Source organism: Tsuneonella mangrovi (assembly GCF_002269345.1).
Lineage (GTDB): Bacteria > Pseudomonadota > Alphaproteobacteria > Sphingomonadales > Sphingomonadaceae > Tsuneonella > Tsuneonella mangrovi.
On the sequence record NZ_CP022889.1, the window covers coordinates 25,438 to 43,645 of the forward strand.

At 64.6% G+C, this 18,208-nt stretch carries 19 protein-coding genes and 2 tRNA genes; 13 read left to right on the forward strand and 8 right to left on the reverse strand.

Annotated elements, in window-relative coordinates:
* The first annotated feature begins 38 nt into the window (after nucleotides 1-38).
* Nucleotides 39-1,487 carry a class II fumarate hydratase gene (fumC, locus tag CJO11_RS00105; protein ID WP_095010875.1) on the forward strand — a complete coding sequence of 483 codons (1,449 nt, stop codon included), beginning with the start codon at nucleotides 39-41 and terminating at the stop codon, nucleotides 1,485-1,487.
* A gap of 13 nt (nucleotides 1,488-1,500) precedes the next feature.
* Here the strand turns inward: fumC and CJO11_RS00110 are convergent, their stop codons facing one another.
* Nucleotides 1,501-2,016, reverse strand: coding sequence for a hypothetical protein (locus tag CJO11_RS00110; RefSeq protein ID WP_095010876.1), 516 nt, complete (start codon nucleotides 2,014-2,016; stop codon nucleotides 1,501-1,503).
* A 159-nt stretch (nucleotides 2,017-2,175) separates the two neighbouring features.
* A tRNA-Pro gene (locus tag CJO11_RS00115) sits at nucleotides 2,176-2,252 on the reverse strand.
* A 112-nt stretch (nucleotides 2,253-2,364) separates the two neighbouring features.
* On the opposite strand from CJO11_RS00115, the gene thyA reads away from it, so the two are divergent.
* The 5 genes from thyA to CJO11_RS00140 all read left to right on the forward strand — a co-directional run bounded on the left by thyA (nucleotide 2,365) and on the right by CJO11_RS00140 (nucleotide 7,324).
* Entirely contained in the window at nucleotides 2,365-3,321 is a 957-nt protein-coding gene (gene thyA / locus CJO11_RS00120; RefSeq protein ID WP_095010877.1) for a thymidylate synthase, read from the forward strand.
* A 95-nt stretch (nucleotides 3,322-3,416) separates the two neighbouring features.
* The gene (locus CJO11_RS00125; protein WP_095010878.1) at nucleotides 3,417-4,709 is read left to right on the forward strand and encodes a 3-methyl-2-oxobutanoate dehydrogenase (2-methylpropanoyl-transferring) subunit alpha; all 1,293 of its coding nucleotides are present in this window, start codon (nucleotides 3,417-3,419) and stop codon (nucleotides 4,707-4,709) included.
* A complete protein-coding gene (locus tag CJO11_RS00130; RefSeq protein WP_205651080.1) occupies nucleotides 4,694-5,761 on the forward strand; it encodes an alpha-ketoacid dehydrogenase subunit beta in 1,068 nt (355 codons plus the stop codon). Before CJO11_RS00125 ends, CJO11_RS00130 begins: the two co-directional genes overlap by 16 nt.
* A 1-nt stretch (nucleotide 5,762) precedes the next feature.
* Complete coding sequence (locus tag CJO11_RS00135) at nucleotides 5,763-7,070, forward strand: dihydrolipoamide acetyltransferase family protein (protein WP_095010879.1); 1,308 nt, start codon at nucleotides 5,763-5,765, stop codon at nucleotides 7,068-7,070.
* A gap of 177 nt (nucleotides 7,071-7,247) precedes the next feature.
* Nucleotides 7,248-7,324 (forward strand) — tRNA-Asp (locus CJO11_RS00140).
* Between the two features lie 44 nt (nucleotides 7,325-7,368).
* Here the strand turns inward: CJO11_RS00140 and CJO11_RS00145 are convergent.
* The 4 genes from CJO11_RS00145 to CJO11_RS00160 all read right to left on the reverse strand — a co-directional run bounded on the left by CJO11_RS00145 (nucleotide 7,369) and on the right by CJO11_RS00160 (nucleotide 9,170).
* Complete coding sequence (locus tag CJO11_RS00145) at nucleotides 7,369-7,584, reverse strand: DUF2842 domain-containing protein (protein ID WP_095010880.1); 216 nt, start codon at nucleotides 7,582-7,584, stop codon at nucleotides 7,369-7,371.
* Nucleotides 7,581-8,177 carry a 5-formyltetrahydrofolate cyclo-ligase gene (locus tag CJO11_RS00150; RefSeq protein WP_095013125.1) on the reverse strand — a complete coding sequence of 199 codons (597 nt, stop codon included), beginning with the start codon at nucleotides 8,175-8,177 and terminating at the stop codon, nucleotides 7,581-7,583. The genes CJO11_RS00145 and CJO11_RS00150 overlap by 4 nt, the downstream gene beginning before the upstream one ends.
* Nucleotides 8,178-8,388: 211 nt before the next feature.
* Nucleotides 8,389-8,979: a cell division protein ZapA gene (locus tag CJO11_RS00155; protein WP_095010881.1), complete on the reverse strand. Its 591-nt coding sequence runs from the start codon at nucleotides 8,977-8,979 to the stop codon at nucleotides 8,389-8,391.
* On the reverse strand, nucleotides 8,976-9,170 hold the full coding sequence (locus tag CJO11_RS00160; RefSeq protein ID WP_095010882.1) for a hypothetical protein: 195 nt from the start codon (nucleotides 9,168-9,170) through the stop codon (nucleotides 8,976-8,978). The genes CJO11_RS00155 and CJO11_RS00160 overlap by 4 nt, the downstream gene beginning before the upstream one ends.
* 195 nt (nucleotides 9,171-9,365) lie before the next feature.
* Here CJO11_RS00160 and tkt point away from each other — a divergent pair, with 195 nt between their 5' ends.
* From tkt to thiE, 6 genes are all read left to right on the forward strand, one after another.
* On the forward strand, nucleotides 9,366-11,342 hold the full coding sequence (gene tkt / locus CJO11_RS00165; protein WP_095010883.1) for a transketolase: 1,977 nt from the start codon (nucleotides 9,366-9,368) through the stop codon (nucleotides 11,340-11,342).
* 15 nt (nucleotides 11,343-11,357) lie between these two features.
* Entirely contained in the window at nucleotides 11,358-12,365 is a 1,008-nt protein-coding gene (gap, locus tag CJO11_RS00170; protein ID WP_095010884.1) for a type I glyceraldehyde-3-phosphate dehydrogenase, read from the forward strand.
* Between the two features lie 12 nt (nucleotides 12,366-12,377).
* Nucleotides 12,378-13,577: a phosphoglycerate kinase gene (locus tag CJO11_RS00175; protein WP_095010885.1), complete on the forward strand. Its 1,200-nt coding sequence runs from the start codon at nucleotides 12,378-12,380 to the stop codon at nucleotides 13,575-13,577.
* Nucleotides 13,574-14,035, forward strand: a complete 462-nt coding sequence (locus CJO11_RS00180) for a PaaI family thioesterase (RefSeq protein ID WP_095010886.1) — start codon at nucleotides 13,574-13,576, stop codon at nucleotides 14,033-14,035. Before CJO11_RS00175 ends, CJO11_RS00180 begins: the two co-directional genes overlap by 4 nt.
* A 95-nt stretch (nucleotides 14,036-14,130) precedes the next feature.
* Complete coding sequence (locus CJO11_RS00185; protein ID WP_095010887.1) at nucleotides 14,131-15,018, forward strand: fructose bisphosphate aldolase; 888 nt, start codon at nucleotides 14,131-14,133, stop codon at nucleotides 15,016-15,018.
* A 64-nt stretch (nucleotides 15,019-15,082) separates the two neighbouring features.
* Nucleotides 15,083-15,730 (forward strand): thiamine phosphate synthase, encoded by a 648-nt coding sequence (gene thiE, locus CJO11_RS00190; protein ID WP_095010888.1) that lies wholly within the window; start codon nucleotides 15,083-15,085, stop codon nucleotides 15,728-15,730.
* Here thiE and rdgB read toward each other — a convergent pair.
* Nucleotides 15,727-16,356 (reverse strand): RdgB/HAM1 family non-canonical purine NTP pyrophosphatase, encoded by a 630-nt coding sequence (gene rdgB / locus CJO11_RS00195; RefSeq protein ID WP_095010889.1) that lies wholly within the window; start codon nucleotides 16,354-16,356, stop codon nucleotides 15,727-15,729. The two genes, thiE and rdgB, sit on opposite strands and share 4 nt — an antisense overlap.
* Complete coding sequence (gene rph, locus CJO11_RS00200) at nucleotides 16,353-17,066, reverse strand: ribonuclease PH (RefSeq protein WP_095010890.1); 714 nt, start codon at nucleotides 17,064-17,066, stop codon at nucleotides 16,353-16,355. The genes rdgB and rph overlap by 4 nt, the downstream gene beginning before the upstream one ends.
* A gap of 85 nt (nucleotides 17,067-17,151) precedes the next feature.
* On the opposite strand from rph, the gene hrcA reads away from it, so the two are divergent.
* Nucleotides 17,152-18,195 (forward strand): heat-inducible transcriptional repressor HrcA, encoded by a 1,044-nt coding sequence (gene hrcA, locus CJO11_RS00205; protein WP_095010891.1) that lies wholly within the window; start codon nucleotides 17,152-17,154, stop codon nucleotides 18,193-18,195.
* Nucleotides 18,196-18,208: the final 13 nt, after the last annotated feature.

Here is an 18,208-nt window from a genome sequence, read left to right on the forward strand (position 1 = left end):
GCCTCCCATGTGGCGGGCGATGGAATTGGAGAGCCACAATGAGCGCGCCTCCCGAATTGCGCAGCATCCCGGTGGGCATCGACGCGACCGGCACGCGCACCGAATTCGATTCGATGGGCTCGGTCGAGGTGCCAGCGGACCGCTATTGGGGAGCGCAGACCCAGCGTTCCCTCGAACACTTCGCGATTGCCGATGATCGGATGCCGATCGCGGTCTATCGCGCTTACGGTGTGGTCAAGAAGGCCTGCGCGCTGGTCAATGCCGAGCTGGGCGTGCTGGACGGCTGGAAGGCGGATGCAATCGTTGCTGCGTGCGACGAAGTCATTGCCGGGAAGCTCGACGCGCATTTTCCGCTCTACGTGTGGCAGACCGGCTCGGGCACCCAGTCGAACATGAACGTCAACGAGGTCGTTTCCAACCGGGCGATCCAGCTGCTGGGCGGCGCGCTAGGTAGCCAGCAGCCGGTTGCGCCGAATGACGATGTCAACATGAGCCAGTCGTCGAACGACACCTTCCCGACTGCGATGCACATCGCAATCGAGTGCGAGCTGACCGAGCGGTTGCTACCCGAACTCGGCGCGCTGGCCGATTTGATGGAGGCCAAGGCCGGCGATTGGATGGACGTGGTCAAGATCGGCCGCACCCACTTGCAGGATGCTGTCCCGGTCACTGTCGGGCAGGAATGGATGGGCTGGGTCGGCCAGCTGCGCGAAGCTATCCTCGCGGTCGAACAGGCGCGCGAGGGGCTCTACGAACTCGCGCTGGGCGGCACCGCAACAGGAACCGGGCTGAATGCGCCCGAGGGCTTCTCGATGAAGTCTGCCGCGAAGATCGCCGAGTTGACCGGCAGGCCGTTCGTCACCGCACCCAACAAGTTCGCCGCGCAGGGCTCGCTCGATGCGTCGGTGCGTGTCTCTGCGGCACTCAGGGGCGTGGCAGTGGCGGTGATGAAGATCGCCAACGACATACGCTGGCTTGCGTGCGGGCCGCGCTGCGGAATCGGCGAACTGAAGCTGCCCGACAACGAGCCGGGCTCGTCGATCATGCCGGGTAAGGTCAACCCGACGCAGTGCGAGGCGATAGTGATGATCGCGATCCAGGTCATCGGCGAAGACACCGCGACCGCGTTCGCCGGCAGCCAGGGCAATTTCGAATTGAACGCGATGCGGCCGATCGTGGTCAACAACGTGCTCCACTCGATCGCAATCCTTGCCGACGGGTGCGAGAAATTCCGCAAGTACTCGGTCGAAGGGACCCAGCTCGATCGCGAGCGGATCGACGGCTTTGTCGAGAATTCGCTGATGCTGGTGACCGCTCTGGCGCCGCACATCGGCTACCAGGCCGCAGCGCATATTGCGGAAGGGGCGGCGGCCAACGGCACGACCTTGCGCGAGGAAGCGCTCAAGTCGGGGAAAGTCAGCGCGGAAGACTACGACCGGTTCATCCGGCCCGCCGACATGGTTGGGCGAGGGCTTGGCGGCGCGTAGGTGGTTGGATGATCTAGGCGACCGTCGCCGCGCGGTTTTCCGCGATCCAGTTCTCGCAGAATTCGACCGCCTTCATCGCCTTTTCGACTTCGGCAAGCGCGTCACTGTCGGTTTCCTGCGCTGAACGCAGCGCATCGAGATCGAACTCGATCTGCTGCTTGGCTTCAGAAACTGCGCCGGCGAATTCGTCGATCGTGCAGGTCTGCTGTTCGAGCAATTCGAATGCGGATTCGAGCCATTTTTCCACTTCGGCGCTGTAGCCGGAGTAGTCGACCGGTTCCGCAACGGCCGCTTCTGCGGCTGGCGACTCAGCCTCCCCGGGGAGCTCGACTTCAGCGATGCTGACGTATGGTTCGATTTCCTTGAGGCCAGCGTCCTGCAGCCGCTTGAGGCGCTCGGGCGTCATGCTCGGTGCCTCTTCCTCGGGCTCTGCCTGCACGCGCCGACGCAGTCTCGCACGCACGACGAAAGCGGCGAGCACGAGCACCGCCACGATCGCCAATACGATCCCGAGGACATCGAACGACATCGCAATCCTTCTTCCAGCCTTGGCTGGCCCGTGCTCCGGCACGTGACTGCCAAACCGCTGCTTACTGAACGAAAAAGGTTAATTTCGCGTGCGTTGTTGCCGACGAGAGGCGCGATGCGGGGGGCGAGCGGAATCAGTGCAGCCGGCAGATGGTGAAAATGGTCGGGGAGAGAGGATTCGAACCTCCGGCCCCTGCCTCCCGAAGACAGTGCTCTACCAGGCTGAGCTACTCCCCGACCGTGTCGGCCCCGCGCTGGCGATGCCTCACGCGGGTCGAGGCAAGGCGCGCCCTATAGGCAGCGCTGCGCGGGGTGGCAAGCGGGCATTTACCGGTCTAGGGAATTGCCCATGGCCAGCGCTGCGCAAACGACCGATTCTCCCGGCGAGACGCACTACGAACAGCATTACCTTGACCTGATGCGCCATATCTGGCTGCACGGCTCGGAGCGGGTCGATCGCACGGGTGTCGGCACGCGCTCGGTGTTCGGGGCGACCCTGCGATTCGATCTGGCGAACGGCGCGATGCCCTTGCTCACCACCAAGCGCGTCTATTGGAAAACGGCGACGCGCGAGATGCTGTGGTTCCTCACCGGGAACACCAATATCCGCCCGCTGGTCTTGCAAGGGGTCAAGATCTGGAACGAATGGCCGCACGCGAACTATGTCCGCGAGACTGGCGACCAGATCGCGCTCGACGATTTCGTCCAGCGGATCGCTGATGATGAGCAATTTGCCGAGCGGTGGGGCGATCTCGGCCCGGTTTATGGCAAGCAATGGGTCGACTGGCCGACATTCCGCTATCGCAAGGACGGCACTTACGAGCCGGGGCCGGGGATTAACCAGGTTGCCGAAGTTGTCGAATCGCTGAAGGTCAATTCGGGTAGCAGGCGGCACATCATCGAGGGCTGGAACGTCGCCGAGCTTGACCGGATGGCGCTTCCGCCATGCCACAAGACATACCAGTTCCATGTCGCGGACGGGAAGCTGAACTGCCTACTCTACCAGCGCAGCTGCGACGTTGCGCTGGGCTTGCCGTTCAACTTGTGGTCGGGTGCTTTGCTCCAGCGTATGATCGCCCAGCAGGTCGACCTGGAGCCAGGCGAATTCGTGTGGATGGGGGGCGATACCCACCTCTATCTCAATCACGCGCACCTGATCGAAGAGCAGCTTTCGCGGCAGCCGCAGGGCCGTCCGCGGCTTGAGATAACGCGGCGTCCGCAAAGCATTTTCGACTACCGGATCGAGGATTTCGAAGTCTCGAACTACACGCCGCTCGGTGCTATCAAGGCTCCGGTGGCGGTGTAGCGCGGCGCCAACCTTGACCGCTCTCTCCGTTTGAAATAATATGTCGCAATCGTAAAAGATTGCTACTGGCGTCTTCTTACACGGGAGAGCAGCTTATGGCCGACAGGCCGAACGGCACAGGGAACGCGGGGCATAATCGCCCGTCGCTGAGGCTCCATGTGCCAGAACCCAAATTCCGGCCCGGCGACGAGGTCGATTTCTCGCACCTGGCTATCAGCGAAGCGGGCGCGCAGCCGCGCCCCGACGAGACGTGCGATCCGGCGGAGACGAAACCGCTCGTGACCGATCTCGTTCGCGTTCTGGGCGACGACAACAAGGCGCATGGCCCGTGGGACCCGCGGCTCGACGCCGATACCATGCGCACCATGCTCGAGAAGATGGCGCTCACCCGCGCGTTCGATGAGCGGATGTATCGCGGCCAGCGGCAGGGCAAGACCAGCTTCTACATGAAGTGTACCGGTGAAGAGGCGACCAGCGTTGCCGCCGCAATGGCGATGGCGAGCGACGACATGGTATTTCCCAGCTATCGCCAGCAGGGCATACTGATCACCCGCGGCTATCCGCTGGTAGAGATGATCAACCAGATATATTCTAACCGCGGCGACAAGCTGAAGGGCCGCCAGCTGCCGATCATGTATTCGAGCCGGGCACATAGCTTCTTCACCATCAGCGGCAACCTCGCCACGCAGACCCCGCAGGCGGTCGGCTGGGCGATGGCGAGCGCGATGCGCGGCGACAGCCGGATCGCGGCAACCTGGCTGGGCGAGGGCAGCACGGCGGAGGGCGATTTCCACGCCGCGTGCCTGTTCGCAACTGTTTACAACGCGCCGGTGATCCTCAACGTGGTCAACAACCAGTGGGCGATTTCCAGCTTCTCTGGCTTCGCCGGAGGCGAACGGGCGACGTTTGCCTCGCGCGCGGTCGGATATGGCATGGCTGGGCTGCGGGTTGATGGCAACGATCCGCTGGCGGTCTATGCCGCGACCGCCTGGGCGGCCGAGCGCGCACGAGCCAACGCCGGACCGACGTTGATCGAACATTTCACCTATCGCGCTGAGGGACATTCGACCTCGGACGATCCGAGCGCCTATCGCTCAGCGCAGGAGCGGAACGAATGGCCGCTCGGCGATCCGATCATGCGGCTGAAGGACCACTTGATAGCGATCGGCGAATGGGATGAGGAGCGCCAGTCCGCGCTCGACCTCGAATGCGCCGAGAAAGTCAAAGCCGCGACCAAGGACGCGGAAAAGAACGGTATCCTCGGCCACGGCCTTCACCACCCGTTCCACACGATGTTCGAAGACGTGTTCGAAGAGCTGCCGTGGCATCTTGAAGAACAGGCCGACCAGGCGATCCGCGAAAGGAAGATCAAATGGCCTCACGCGTGATCGAGGACGACATTCCGTTCGGGCTGGAGGATGCGCCCGCACGCAACCTCAACATGATCGAGGCGATCAACGACGCGCTCGACATCATGCTGAGCCATGACCCGTCGGTGATCATCATGGGCGAGGATGTGGGCTATTTCGGCGGCGTGTTTCGCTGCACCGCGGGCCTGCAGGAGAAATACGGCAAGACCCGCGTGTTCGATACGCCGATCAACGAATGCGGCATCATCGGTGCGGCTGTGGGGATGGGGGCCTATGGCCTGCGTCCGGTGCCCGAAATCCAGTTCGCCGACTACATTTACCCCGGGCTCGACCAGCTGATCTCCGAAGCGGCACGGCTGCGCTATCGCTCGGCGGGCGAGTTCATCGCCCCGATGACCGTGCGCAGCCCGTTCGGGGGCGGCATCTTTGGCGGACAGACCCACAGCCAGAGCCCTGAGGCGTTGTTCACGCACGTGGCCGGGCTCAAGACCGTAATCCCCAGCACTCCGCACGATGCCAAGGGCCTGCTGATCGCTTCGATCGAGGATGATGATCCGGTGATCTTCTTCGAGCCCAAGCGCATCTACAACGGGCCATTTAACGGGTATTACGACAAGCCCGTCGAGCCGTGGAAGAAGCACCCCGACAGCAAGGTGCCCGAGGGTTACTATTCGATTCCCCTGGGCAAGGCGCGGACGGTGCGCGAAGGCGATGCGATCACGATCCTCGCTTACGGCACGATGGTCCACGTGGTCGATGCAGTCGCGCGCGAGAAGGGCGTCGACGCCGAAATCCTCGACCTGCGCACGCTGGTCCCGCTCGACATCGAAGCGATCGAGGCTTCGGTCGAAAAGACCGGGCGCTGCCTGATCGTACATGAAGCGACCCGCACCAGCGGGTTCGGCGCGGAACTTTCCGCGCTCGTTACCGAACGCTGCTTCTACCACCTCGAAGCCCCGGTCGAACGCGTGACCGGGTTCGACACCCCCTATCCGCACAGCCTCGAATGGGCCTATTTCCCCGGCCCGGTTCGCATCGGCGAAGCAATCGACAAGATACTGGAAGCCTAGGATGGCCCGTTTCACATTCAACCTGCCCGATATCGGCGAAGGCATTGCCGAGGCCGAAATCGTGGCGATGCACGTCAAGCCCGGTGACACGGTCAGCGAAGACCAGCAGATTGCCGACATGATGACCGACAAGGCGACGGTCGAGATGGAAAGCCCCGTCTCGGGCAAGGTCGTCGAGGTCGCCGGCGAAGCGGGCGACGTGATCGCGATCGGCTCGATGCTGGTGGTGATCGAGACCGAAGGCGACGTGCCCGAAGAGGTGCTGGCGGACAATGCCGCTGCCGCCGAGGCCGTGCCGGAACCTGAGCCGGAGCCAATGGTAGAGGAGCCGGTCGAAGAACCTGCGAGCGCGCCGCCGCCAGCAGAACCCGCTCCGCCACCTCCGTCGCCACCCGCGCCCAAAGCTGCACCCACGCCGGTGATGAAAGCGTCGAGCGCAAAGGTCCTTGCTACCCCCGCGGTCCGCAAGCGCGCTGCCGAACTTGGGATCGATCTCGCAGACGTTCGCCCGAACGAGGAAGGCCGCATCCGCCACGCCGATCTCGATGCATTCATTTCGTACGGCGCGCGGACCGGCCATGCCCCGGCTGGCATCACCCGGCCCGACGAAACCATCAAGGTGATCGGCTTGCGCCGCCGGATCGCGGAGAACATGGCTGCCGCCAAGCGCAACATCCCGCACTTCACTTACGTCGAGGAATGCGACGTGACCGAGCTTGAGCGCTTGCGCGCGCAGCTCAACGAAGCACGCGGAGATCGGCCCAAGCTTACGATGCTGCCGCTGCTCATCACCGCGATCTGCAAGACGCTGCCAGCTTTCCCGATGATCAACGCCCGTTATGACGACGAAGCGGGCGTAGTTACCCGGCACGGGTCGGTGCATCTTGGCATGGCGACCCAGACCGACGGCGGCCTGATGGTTCCCGTGATCCGTGACGCGCAACGCCTGAACCTGTGGCAGCTTGCCGCGGAAATCGTGCGGCTGGCCAATGCCGCGCGTGACGGTTCGGCCAAGTCGAACGAGCTTTCCGGTTCGACGCTCACGGTAACCTCGCTCGGGCCCCTCGGCGGGGTTGCAACGACCCCGGTGATCAACCGCCCCGAAGTGGCGATCATCGGCCCCAACCGGATCGTCGAGCGTCCGATGTTCGTGCCTGACGACAACGGCGGCGAACGCATCGAGAAGCGCAAGCTGATGAACATCTCGATTTCGTGCGATCACCGGGTGGTCGATGGATGGGATGCGGCGAGTTTCATCCAGGCGATAAAGAGGCTTATCGAAGCCCCGGCACTGCTGCTGGTTGCTTGACGCACAGGCACTGGACGGGCCCCTCTGACGCAGGGACTTCCGTGCCCAGATGTGGTAAGTCTTGGGTCTGGAAGGAAGCGTTCGAACCGAGCGCAAAATTGCCCGTTCGGGGCGGTTGACAGCCATCGCCACAAGCCTTAGTGGCGCGGCTCCCAAGAGGCGCTGACGCGCAAATGCGCGGGTGTAGCTCAGTTGGTTAGAGTATCGGCCTGTCACGCCGAGGGTCGCGGGTTCAAGTCCCGTCACTCGCGCCACTTGGGACCTTCATCCTGAAGTTGAATTTGAACCGGCCTGGTGATTAACGCCAGTGGCCGGTTTCCATCCATGTCAGGAACCGCCGCAGCGGGGCGATCCACACGATCCCCAACACGACATAGACGATCGTCTGCGCCAGGGTGGGCCATTCGCCAATCAGCGGGGGCACATAGCGGGCGATCGCTGCCGCATATCCGGCCAGCACCACCAGCATCGCCAGTACGCCGAGCGGGATACGCAGGGTCGGTTCGGTTCTCATACAAATGGTCCGTAGAGGCGAGTGGGGGTTACGACGGCAGCGAGCGGTATATCGTGCCCTTCGCGCGGAAGTTCGTCGGCCAGTTGGCAATCCCACGCGAGCCCGATGGTGGTGGCGTCGGGATGGGCGGCCAGCCAGCGGTCGTAGTGCCCGCCGCCTTGCCCTAGCCGGTGACCATCCACAGTGAAGCCGAGCAGCGGCACGAACAGGACGTTCGGCACCAGCATTTCTGCTTCGGGTATCGGTTGCATCAGGCCAAACGGACCGTCTTCAAGGTCGGTTTCGCCGAACGGGTCGGTATGCTCGGCAAATTCCATGTCGGCCTTGCGTGCGGCGAAGCGGGGCAGGGCAATCCGGTGCCCGCGCTCGATGTAGTGCCTCGCGTAGCTCGCTGCGGGCGCTTCCATCGGGGTCGCACGGTACAGGCCGATCGTCGCACCTTCCGGCACCAGTTCGGCCAGCGGACCCGGCGGGGTGCGCAGCAGCAGCGCGCGGGTCACCTCGGGCAGCGCCGCGACGTAGCGTTTGCGCTCGGCGCGCAGGACTTTGCGTAGGGATTGCTTGTCGCTCACGGGGTATCCTTGGCCGCACATCGCGCCAAAGTCGAGTTCGAGTGGCGGAACCACCATGGGTCGGTTGCCCTTGGAAATCCTCTGACGCCTAAGGTGTCAGGTGGGCGCCATGTGCCTCGGGACCGGACCCTATTTCAGATCCCGCATCCCGGACAGGGACGGCTCCCGTGGATTGCTTATAGCCCCAGGGATTTTCTGCTGGTTCGTGCCGGGCAGTCCCGCCGAGGACCATTTAGGAGGTCGCGAGCTTCCCCTCAAGACGGTCCGCGCACAATTCGAGCTGCTCGGCAAATCGCTCGAGCGCTGGGGCCAGGTCGGGATCGACCGCCACTGCGCCGTTGGACGGTGCTGCGGCGTGTGTTGACCGCAGCGCTTCGCTTGCTGTGGCCAGTTCGGCGCGCAATTTCGCTTCGTCGGCATCCTTGTCCGCCAACTGCTGGGTCAGCTGCGTAACCTTGCTCTGGATTTCCTCCATTTCGACCGCTGAGCGCTGCTGAGAGCTTTGCAGCCGGGCCAACTCAGCCTCGAGATCGCTGATCGTGCCCTTGAGCTGGTCGCGGGTACCGTTGGCGGTATCGGCATCGCGCAGCGCCTTGGCGGTGGCTTCCTGAGCAGCTGCCAGGTGTTCGCGCGTTTCCTTGGCTTCGTCGGCCAGCAACAGGCTGGCGAATAGCATGTTCTGGGTGTCGTGCGTACTCAACTGGCCCATCGATCCCAGCTTCTCGTCGACCGCATCGGCAAGTCGGCGGACTCGGTCCTCTTCACCCTCGGCACAGGCCACGCGATAGGCCCTTCCGCCAACCTCGATGGTAACCTCGCTCATCGGTCGATCTCGGCCAACAGCGCGTCGAGGTCTTTCAGCGTATTTGCGACAGTCTCGCGCAACTCCTCGTGCTTGACCACCAATGCGGAAACCGATGGCGTTGCCGGACGCGCTTCGTCGGAGGCCTTGGCAATGCGCGCCAGCGCGGTCTCGATCCGTTGTGTCGCTGCCTCAATCCGCTCCCGGGTCATGCAACGAGGGATACCCGTTTTCCGGCGCGGGCGTAAAGGGTTGCGTACACCTGTTGATAACTCGCGCGAAGGCCCGGAGGGAACGCAGCGTTGGGGAGGGGATAGGTGGGTTTGCTTGACCTTGCACGGCGGGTCCGCAAGAGGGAGGCGCGCAGCGAATCGACCCAACCCAAGTCCCCGGCAGGAGCAGTGCCCATGACCCTCGACCCCGCCCGCCTGGCACCGATGGCGAACGCCATTCGTGCGCTGTCGATGGACGCAGTCCAGGCGGCCAATTCGGGGCATCCGGGAATGCCGATGGGCATGGCGGACGTCGCCACAGTGTTGTGGTCGAAGTATCTCAAGTTCGATCCCGCCGCACCCGACTGGGCTGACCGCGACCGCTTCGTGCTGAGCGCGGGCCACGGCTCGATGCTGATCTACAGCCTGCTCCACCTGAGCGGCTACGCCGCGCCGACGATCGATGATATCCGCAACTTCCGCCAGCTCGGCTCGCCGTGCGCGGGGCACCCGGAGAACTTCCTGCTACCAGGGGTCGAATGCACCACCGGTCCGCTGGGGCAAGGGCTGGCGATGGCGGTCGGCATGGCGATTGCCGAACGGCACCTCAACGCCGTGTTCGGAAATGACCTCGTCGATCACGATACCTGGGTGGTCGCGGGCGACGGATGCCTGATGGAAGGTATCAATCACGAAGCGATCGGGCTGGCGGGCAACCTCAAACTTGGCCACCTCAAGGTGCTGTGGGATTCGAACGCGATCACGATCGACGGATCGACCGAGCTTTCGACCAGTGAGGATATCCCCGCACGCTACCGCGCAACGGGGTGGAACGTGGTCGAATGCGACGGGCACGACTTCGCCGATATCGATCGCGCGCTTGGCGCAGCGAAGGTGGAAACGGGCAAACCGACGCTGGTCGTGTGCCGCACGGTGATTGGCAAGGGCGCGCCCAACAAGCAGGGCACCAGTGCGACCCACGGTGCGCCGCTCGGCGCGGATGAGATCGCAGCAGCGCGACAAGAATTGGGCTGGACCGCCGCTCCCTTCGAAATCCCGGGCGATATTGCGGCCGACTGGCTGGCAACGGGCGAGCGCGGCAAAGCGGTGCATGCCAAGTGGCAGGCGCGCCTCGATGCCTCGTCCGACAAGGCCGAATTCGAGCGGCGAATGGCGGGTGAGCTCAAGGCCGGCGACGAAGCGGGCCAAGTATTCGCGAGTTGGCTGGCCGACGACAAGAAGGTTGCGACCCGCAAGGCATCCGAACTTGCCCTCGATGTGCTGACCCCCTTGCTGCCCGAGATGATCGGCGGCTCGGCTGACCTGACCGGCTCGAACAATACCAAGACCAAGGCGACCGCGCCGCTCACAGCCGAGGACTACGCGGGCCGCTACATCTATTACGGCATTCGCGAGTTCGGGATGGCTGCGGCGATGAACGGAATGGCGCTCCATGGCGGGGTGATCCCTTACGGCGGCACGTTCCTGATCTTCAGCGACTACTGCCGCAACGCAGTGCGCCTTTCGGCCCTGCAGCAGGTCCGCGCGATCTACGTGTTCACGCATGACAGCATCGGGCTTGGCGAGGACGGACCGACCCACCAGCCGGTCGAACAGGTGATGAGCCTGCGGCTGGTGCCCAACCTCAATGTGTTCCGCCCGTGCGACGTGATCGAAACCGCCGAATGCTGGGCGTTGGCGATGGCTGAGGCGAAGACCCCGTCGGTGCTCGCATTGAGCCGCCAGAACCTGCCGCAGCTGCGCCACGAAGGCGAGATGCTCAGCGCCAAGGGTGCCTATCGCCTGCGCGCAGCCAAGGCTGATCGCAAGGTCGTACTGATCGGCACCGGATCGGAAGTGGAACTGGCGTGCAACGTGGCCGTCGCGCTCGAAGAGCGGGGTATCGGAACCGACGTTGTTTCAATGCCTTCGATGGAACTCTTCGCGCGGCAGGATGCTGCGTACCGCGCCGAAATATTGCCCGCCGATGCGCTCAAGGTGTCGATCGAGGCGGGATCGACACTCGGCTGGGAACGCTACACCGGGAGCGACGGCTTGCAAATCGGCCTCGACCGCTTCGGCGCGTCGGCCCCGGCGGATCAGCTGTTCGCCAAGTTCGGGTTCACAGTGGACGCAATCGTCCCGAAAATCATCAGCAAACTCAACGGATAAGCAGGAGCACTTCACATGGCGACCAAGGTTGCGATCAACGGTTTCGGACGTATCGGGCGCCTTGTTGCCCGTGCGTTGCTCGAGCGGACCGACCACGACTTCGAACTCGTTTCGATCAACGACCTGGCTGACACCAAGTCCAACGCGCTGCTGTTCCAGTTTGACAGCACGCACGGCCGCTTCCCCGGGACGGTCGAGACCGACGGCAACGACCTGGTTGTGAACGGAAAGCATATCCATGTGACTGCCGAGCGCGACCCGGGCAATTTGCCGCACGCGGCCAACGGGATCGACATCGTCCTCGAATGCACCGGATTCTTCCAGTCCGACGAAGCCAGCCGTCCGCACCTCGCGGCGGGCGCCAAGCGGGTGCTGATTTCGGCCCCGGCGACCGGCGTTTCGGCGACCGTGGTTTACGGCGTGAACCAGGACATCCTGACCGCCGGAGACGTGATCGTTTCCAACGCCAGCTGCACCACCAACTGCCTTGCTCCGGTGGCCAAGGTGCTCGACGATGCGATCGGGATCGAGCGCGGCTTCATGACCACGATCCACTCCTACACTAACGACCAGCGGATGCTCGACCAGATCCACAAGGACCTGCGCCGGGCGCGCGGTGGTGCGCAGAACATGATCCCGACCACTACTGGCGCTGCGCGCGCGGTTGGCCTCGTGCTGCCGCAGCTCAAGGGCAAGCTCGATGGGTCGTCGGTCCGCGTGCCCACGCCCAACGTCTCGCTGATCGACCTCGTGTTCACGCCCAAGCGCGACACCAGCGCCGATGAAATGAACGCTGCGCTCAAGGCAGCCTCCGAAGGCGCGATGAAGGGCGTGCTGGCCTTTACCGACCAGCCGCTCGTCTCGAGCGACTTCAACCACTTCCCGGCGTCCTCGACGGTCGATTCGCTCGAAACCGCTGTGCTCGAAGGCAAGCTCGCCCGCGTGGTCAGCTGGTACGACAACGAGTGGGGTTTCTCGAACCGGATGATCGACACCGCCGGCGTGATGGCCGGGTTGCTCTGAGGCCAATCGAACATGGCCGCGTTCAAGACCCTCGACGATGTCGGTGATGTAAAAGGCAAGGTCGCGCTGGTGCGCGTCGACCTCAACCTGCCGATGAAGGATGGCCGGGCGACCGACCTGACGCGGGTGGAGGCGAGCGCGCCGACGATCCTCGAACTGGCCGACAAGGGCGCCAAGGTGCTGCTGCTGGCGCACTTTGGCCGCCCCAAGGGGCAGCGACATTCGACGATGAGCACCAGCCTGGTCCAGGGCGATGTGGAGCGCGTGCTCGACCGTGAAATCATGTTCATTCCCGAGTTGTCCGGCCCGGTCGTCGAGCAGGCGATCGGGATCCTGCGCGACGGCGATATCGGCTTGCTGGAAAACACCCGCTTCTGGCCGGGTGAGGAAGCCAACGATCCCGAGTTCACGAAGGCGATTGCCGCAAACGGCGATCTCTACGTCAACGATGCCTTCTCCGCCGCGCACCGTGCCCACGCCAGCACCGAAGGGCTCGCGCACCTGCTGCCCGCCTGCGCCGGCCGAGCGATGGAGAAGGAACTGACCGCGCTCAACGCCGCGCTCGGCAATCCGGAGACACCGGTTGCCGCGGTGGTTGGCGGGGCCAAGGTGTCGTCCAAGCTGGCGGTGCTCGAAAACCTCGTCGGTAAAGTGCAGCACCTGATCATCGGCGGGGGCATGGCCAACACCTTCCTTGCCGCGCGCGGGGTCGATGTCGGCAAGAGCCTGTGCGAGCACGACCTGACCGAAACGGCGATCGCGATCCTTGACAAGGCCGATGAAGCAGGCTGCACCGTCCACTTGCCCTACGACGTGGTGGTGGCGAAAGAATTCGCACCCAACCCGCCGTGCGTGCGGACCTGCAACGTCCACGAAGTCGCTGCCGACGAGATGATCCTCGATATCGGCCCGCTCGCGGTCGAGGCATTGGGCGACGTGCTCAAGACCTGCCGCACGCTGGTGTGGAACGGCCCGCTTGGCGCGTTCGAGACCCCGCCGTTCGACGCTGCTACCGTTGCGCTGGCCAGGACCGCCGCCGCGCTGACCGCCGAGGGTTCGCTGGTTTCGGTCGCTGGCGGCGGCGATACCGTCGCGGCGCTCAACCACGCGGGCGTCGCGGGCGATTTCAGCTACATCTCCACCGCCGGGGGCGCGTTCCTCGAGTGGATGGAGGGCAAGGTCCTGCCGGGCGTGGCGGCGCTCGAGGCATGAGCGAGGAACCGACAGTCATCGGCGCGGGCAGTTCGCTCGCCGATATTCCCGAAGGCGAATGGGCAGGGTGGAAGACCTGGGCGGGCGATGCGTTCGAGCAGCGCGCCGGGCCGTTCTACGAAAGGCGCGAGGCAGATGGCTCGATGGTCGCCGCCTTCCGTGCCGAGCAGCGCCACATGAACGGTGCGGGCTTCATGCACGGCGGCTGCCTGATGACTTTCGCGGATTCGGCTTTATTCACGATCGCGACCGACGAGATGGCCGACAGCCGCGGCGTGACCCTGCAACTGGCCGGAGACTTCCTTGCTTCGGTCAACGTCGGGCAGCTGGTTGAAGCGCGCGGCGAAGTGACTCGCGGCGGCGGCAAGACCGTTTTCGTGCGCGGGATGGTCACTGCAGACGGCGTTCCGGCGCTGACCTTCAACGGCATCATCCGCAAAGTGGGCAAACGCCCCTGACTGCGGTTGCGATCCGCGCGATCCATGGCTAAGGGGCGCGCCACACGGATCGTGCATTCGTATGCACGCAAATTGAGAGACGGGGAACTCGCCGCATGAACCAGCAGGAAATGTCCGACCGGATCGCCAACGGGCAAGGCTTTATCGCTGCGCTCGACCAATCGGGTGGTTCGACCCCCAAGGCGCTGCGCGGCTATGGCATCGCCGACGGCGCGTGGAACGGCGATGACGAGATGTTCGCCGCGATCCACGAAATGCGCACCCGGATCATCGAAAGCCCCTGCTTCGGCAACGGCAAGGTGATCGGCGCGATCCTGTTCGAAAAGACGATGGACGGCATGAGTGGCGGCAAGCCCGTGCCCGCGCGGCTGGCCGAACGCGGCATCGTTCCGTTCATCAAGGTCGACAAGGGGCTGGAGGACGAAGCGAACGGCGTCCAGCTGATGAAGCCCAATCCGGGCCTCGAAGACTTGTGCAACCGCGCCAGGGCGCTCGGCGTATTCGGCACCAAGATGCGCTCGGTGATCAAGTCGGCCAACCCGGTCGGCATCCGCCAGATCGTGGACCAGCAGTTCGCCGAGGGCGCGCGGATCCTGTCGACTGGTCTCGTGCCGATGCTCGAGCCGGAATACGATATCCACGCCGCCGATCGCGCTGAAGGCGAGAAGCTTCTGCTGGCTGACCTCATGAATGGGCTCGACGCCTTGCCTGAAGGCCAGCAGGTGATCTTCAAGCTATCGATCCCGGTCGAGCCGAACCTCTATGCGCCGCTGATCGCGCACCCCAAGGTGCTGCGCGTGGTGGCGCTCTCGGGTGGCTATTCGACCGAGGAAGCGTGCGACAAGCTGGCGCAGAATTGCGGCATGATCGCCAGCTTCAGCCGCGGCCTGCTGCAGGATTTGCGCGCGCAACAGAGCGACGACGAATTCGACGCAACGCTGGGCGGGGCGATGGACCAGATCCACGCCGCATCGGTCGCCTGATCGCGCCTACCGTCCTGTTCAAGGCGGGGTGACGCGCGCGCTGCAAGCGACTACCTAGCCGCGCATGACCGACTGCCAGCTCTACCTAATCTCGCCGCTCGATGTCGGCGGTGCGTTTCCCGACCGGCTCGAACGGGCGCTCGCGGCGGGTGAAGTCGCGGCGTTCCAGTTCCGCGTGAAGGATATCGACGAGCACGCCGCGGCAGCGCTCGCCGGACCGCTGCAGGATATCTGCGCGGCGCGCGACTGCGCGTTTATCGTCAACGACTCGATCTCGCTCGCCAAGCGCCTTCGGGCTGACGGGGTGCACCTGGGGCAGGGCGATGGCGACGTGAAAATGGCGCGCGAAGAACTGGGCCGGGAAGCGCAGATCGGGGTGACCTGCCACGCCAGCCGCCACTTGGCGCTCGAAGCGGGCGAGACGGGCGCGGATTACGTCGCGTTCGGGAGCTTCTTCCCATCGAGCACCAAGGCAAGCGAGCATCGCCCCGATCTTGAGCTGCTCACCTGGTGGCAGGAAATGGTCGAGCTGCCGTGCGTGGCGATCGGCGGGATTGCGCCCGAAAATTGCGGGCCGCTCGTGCAGGCGGGGGCGGACTTCCTCGCCGTGTCGCACGCAGTCTGGGGCGGCGATGAAGCGCAAGCCGTCAAGGACTTCCACCGCGCGATCGCCGAAGCGGCGAAACTGCAAGACGCTGCAGAAGCGGGTTAGGCCCCGAACTGGTCCGTCACGAGCTTGGCGAACGCATCGGCGCGGTGGCTGATGCGGTGCTTCTCCTCCGGGTCGATCTCGGCAAAGGTCTGGTCACGTCCTTGGGGCACGAACACTGGGTCGTAGCCGAAACCCAGCGTCCCGCGCGGCGGCCAGGTCAGGGTGCCGTCGATCCGCCCTTCGTAGATTGCGTGTTCGCCGTCGGGCCATGCCAGCGCCAGCACGCACGAAAACCACGCGTTGCGCGCAACCTCCGGCCCCTTCGCCTGCAACATCCCCTCGACCTTGCCCATCGCCATATACCAGTCGCGGCCCGGCTCGCCTTCGAACCATTGCCGCTCGGCCCAGTCGGCGGTGTAGACCCCGGGTCGGCCGTCGAGCGCTGCAACCGAAAGCCCGCTATCATCTGCAAGCGCTGCAAGCCCTGATGCCTCTGCCGCCGCGCGTGCCTTGATCAGTGCGTTCTCGATGAAGGTGGTGCCGGTTTCAGGCGGCTCCGGCAGGCCGAGCGCCCCGGCGCTGAGACACTTGACCCCATAGGGCGCGAGCAAGGCGGAAATCTCCTTCAGCTTGCCCGCGTTGTGGGTCGCGATCACCAGCGATCCGGAGCCGATGCGGCGGGTCATTTGGTGGCGGCGTCCTGCGCCTTGAACACCTGCCCGCAGCCGATCTGGGCGAGTCGCAGCAGGCGCAGCAGGCCTTCCTCGTCGTAGGTCGCGCCTTCGGCGGTGGCCTGCACTTCGGCGATCTGGCCGCCTTCGATCAGTACGAAGTTAGCGTCGGCATCGGCGCTCGAGTCCTCGGCATAGTCGAGGTCGAGCACGGGGGTACCGTTGAAAATCCCGCAGCTGATCGCTGCGATCTTGCCGGTGATCGGGTCTTCGGCGATCGCGCCGCTTTCCATCAGCTTGTTCACCGCCAGCCGCAGCGCGATCCACGCGCCGCTGATCGAGGCGGTGCGGGTGCCGCCGTCGGCCTGGATTACGTCGCAATCGAGCGTGATCTGGCGCTCGCCGAGCTTCTTCAGATCGACCACGGCGCGTAAGGAACGCCCAATAAGACGCTGAATTTCCTGCGTTCTACCGCTCTGCTTGCCGCGCGCGGCTTCGCGCTGGCCGCGGGTGTGCGTGGCGCGTGGGAGCATCGAGTATTCGCCGGTCACCCAGCCTTCGCCCTTGCCGCGCAGCCACGGCGGAATGCGTTCCTCGACGCTAGCTGTGCACAGCACCCGGGTATCGCCGAAGCTGATCAGGCACGAGCCTTCGGCGTGCTTGGTAAAGTCGGTTTCGATCGCGATGGCGCGCATTTCGTCGGGCGCACGGCCGGAAGGTCGCATGAGTATTCCTTTTGATGAGTCGTCGCACGGGCGTTAGGCGCTTGCCCCTTGAGGCTGCAAGGGCAGGCTTTAGATAAGGGGGGCAATGCCTACGCCGCCGATCTCCGAATTGTCGATCCGCGCCCGCGAGATTTTCCGTCTCGTGGTGGAAGGCTATTTGAGCACCGGACAGCCGGTGGGATCGAAAACGCTCTCCGCATCCGACGCGGTGAACCTCTCGCCCGCCTCGATCCGCTCGGTGCTGGCGGAGCTGGAGGGGCTGGGCCTGCTCGCCGCGCCGCATACCAGCGCGGGGCGGATGCCGACCGAAGGCGGCTTGCGGCTGTTCGTCGACGGGATGATGCAAGTGGCGGAGCCAACGGCGGCCGAGCGCAAAGCGATCGAGCGCCGCCTGTCCGAGCCCGGCCCGATCGAAGCGGCGCTCGAGGCGACCAGTGCGATCCTGTCGGACATTTCCGGGGCTGCCGGGATGGTGATGGTCCCGCGCCGCGAACCGCGCCTTGCGCAGCTGAGCCTCGTGCCGCTCTCGCCCGACCGCGCGCTGGCGGTGCTCGTCGGTGAGGACGGTGCGGTAGAGAACCGGGTTGTCGAATTGCCCGGACCGGCCACCGCATCTGCGCTCGAAGCGGCGAGCAATTACATCACCGCGCGCCTTTCCGGGCGGACCCTTGCCGAAGCGTCCAAGGCGATGCAGGCCGAGCTTGCAGCGGGCCAGAGTCAGCTTGACGCCGCGAGTCGCGACCTCGTCACGCGCGGGCTTGCGGTGTGGAGCGAGGATGCCGCGCGCCGCCCGGTGCTGATCGTGCGCGGTGCGGCAAACCTGCTCGACGAAGCCGCGCTCGACGACATCGAACGGGTGCGCCAATTGCTCGACGACCTCGAAAGCAAGCAATCGGTCGCCGAATTGCTCGAATCCGCCCGCGACGCGCAAGCCGCCCGGATATTCATCGGCAGCGAGAACCGGCTGTTTGCATTGAGCGGTTCGTCGGTTATCGCCTCGCCCTATCGCGACCGCGAGGGCCGGGTGGTCGGCGTGCTCGGGGTGATTGGCCCGACGCGGTTGAATTACGCGCGGGTCGTCCCCATCGTGGACTTCACAGCCCGTTCTCTGGGCAAGCTCATCGGATAGCTGGACGATTTTG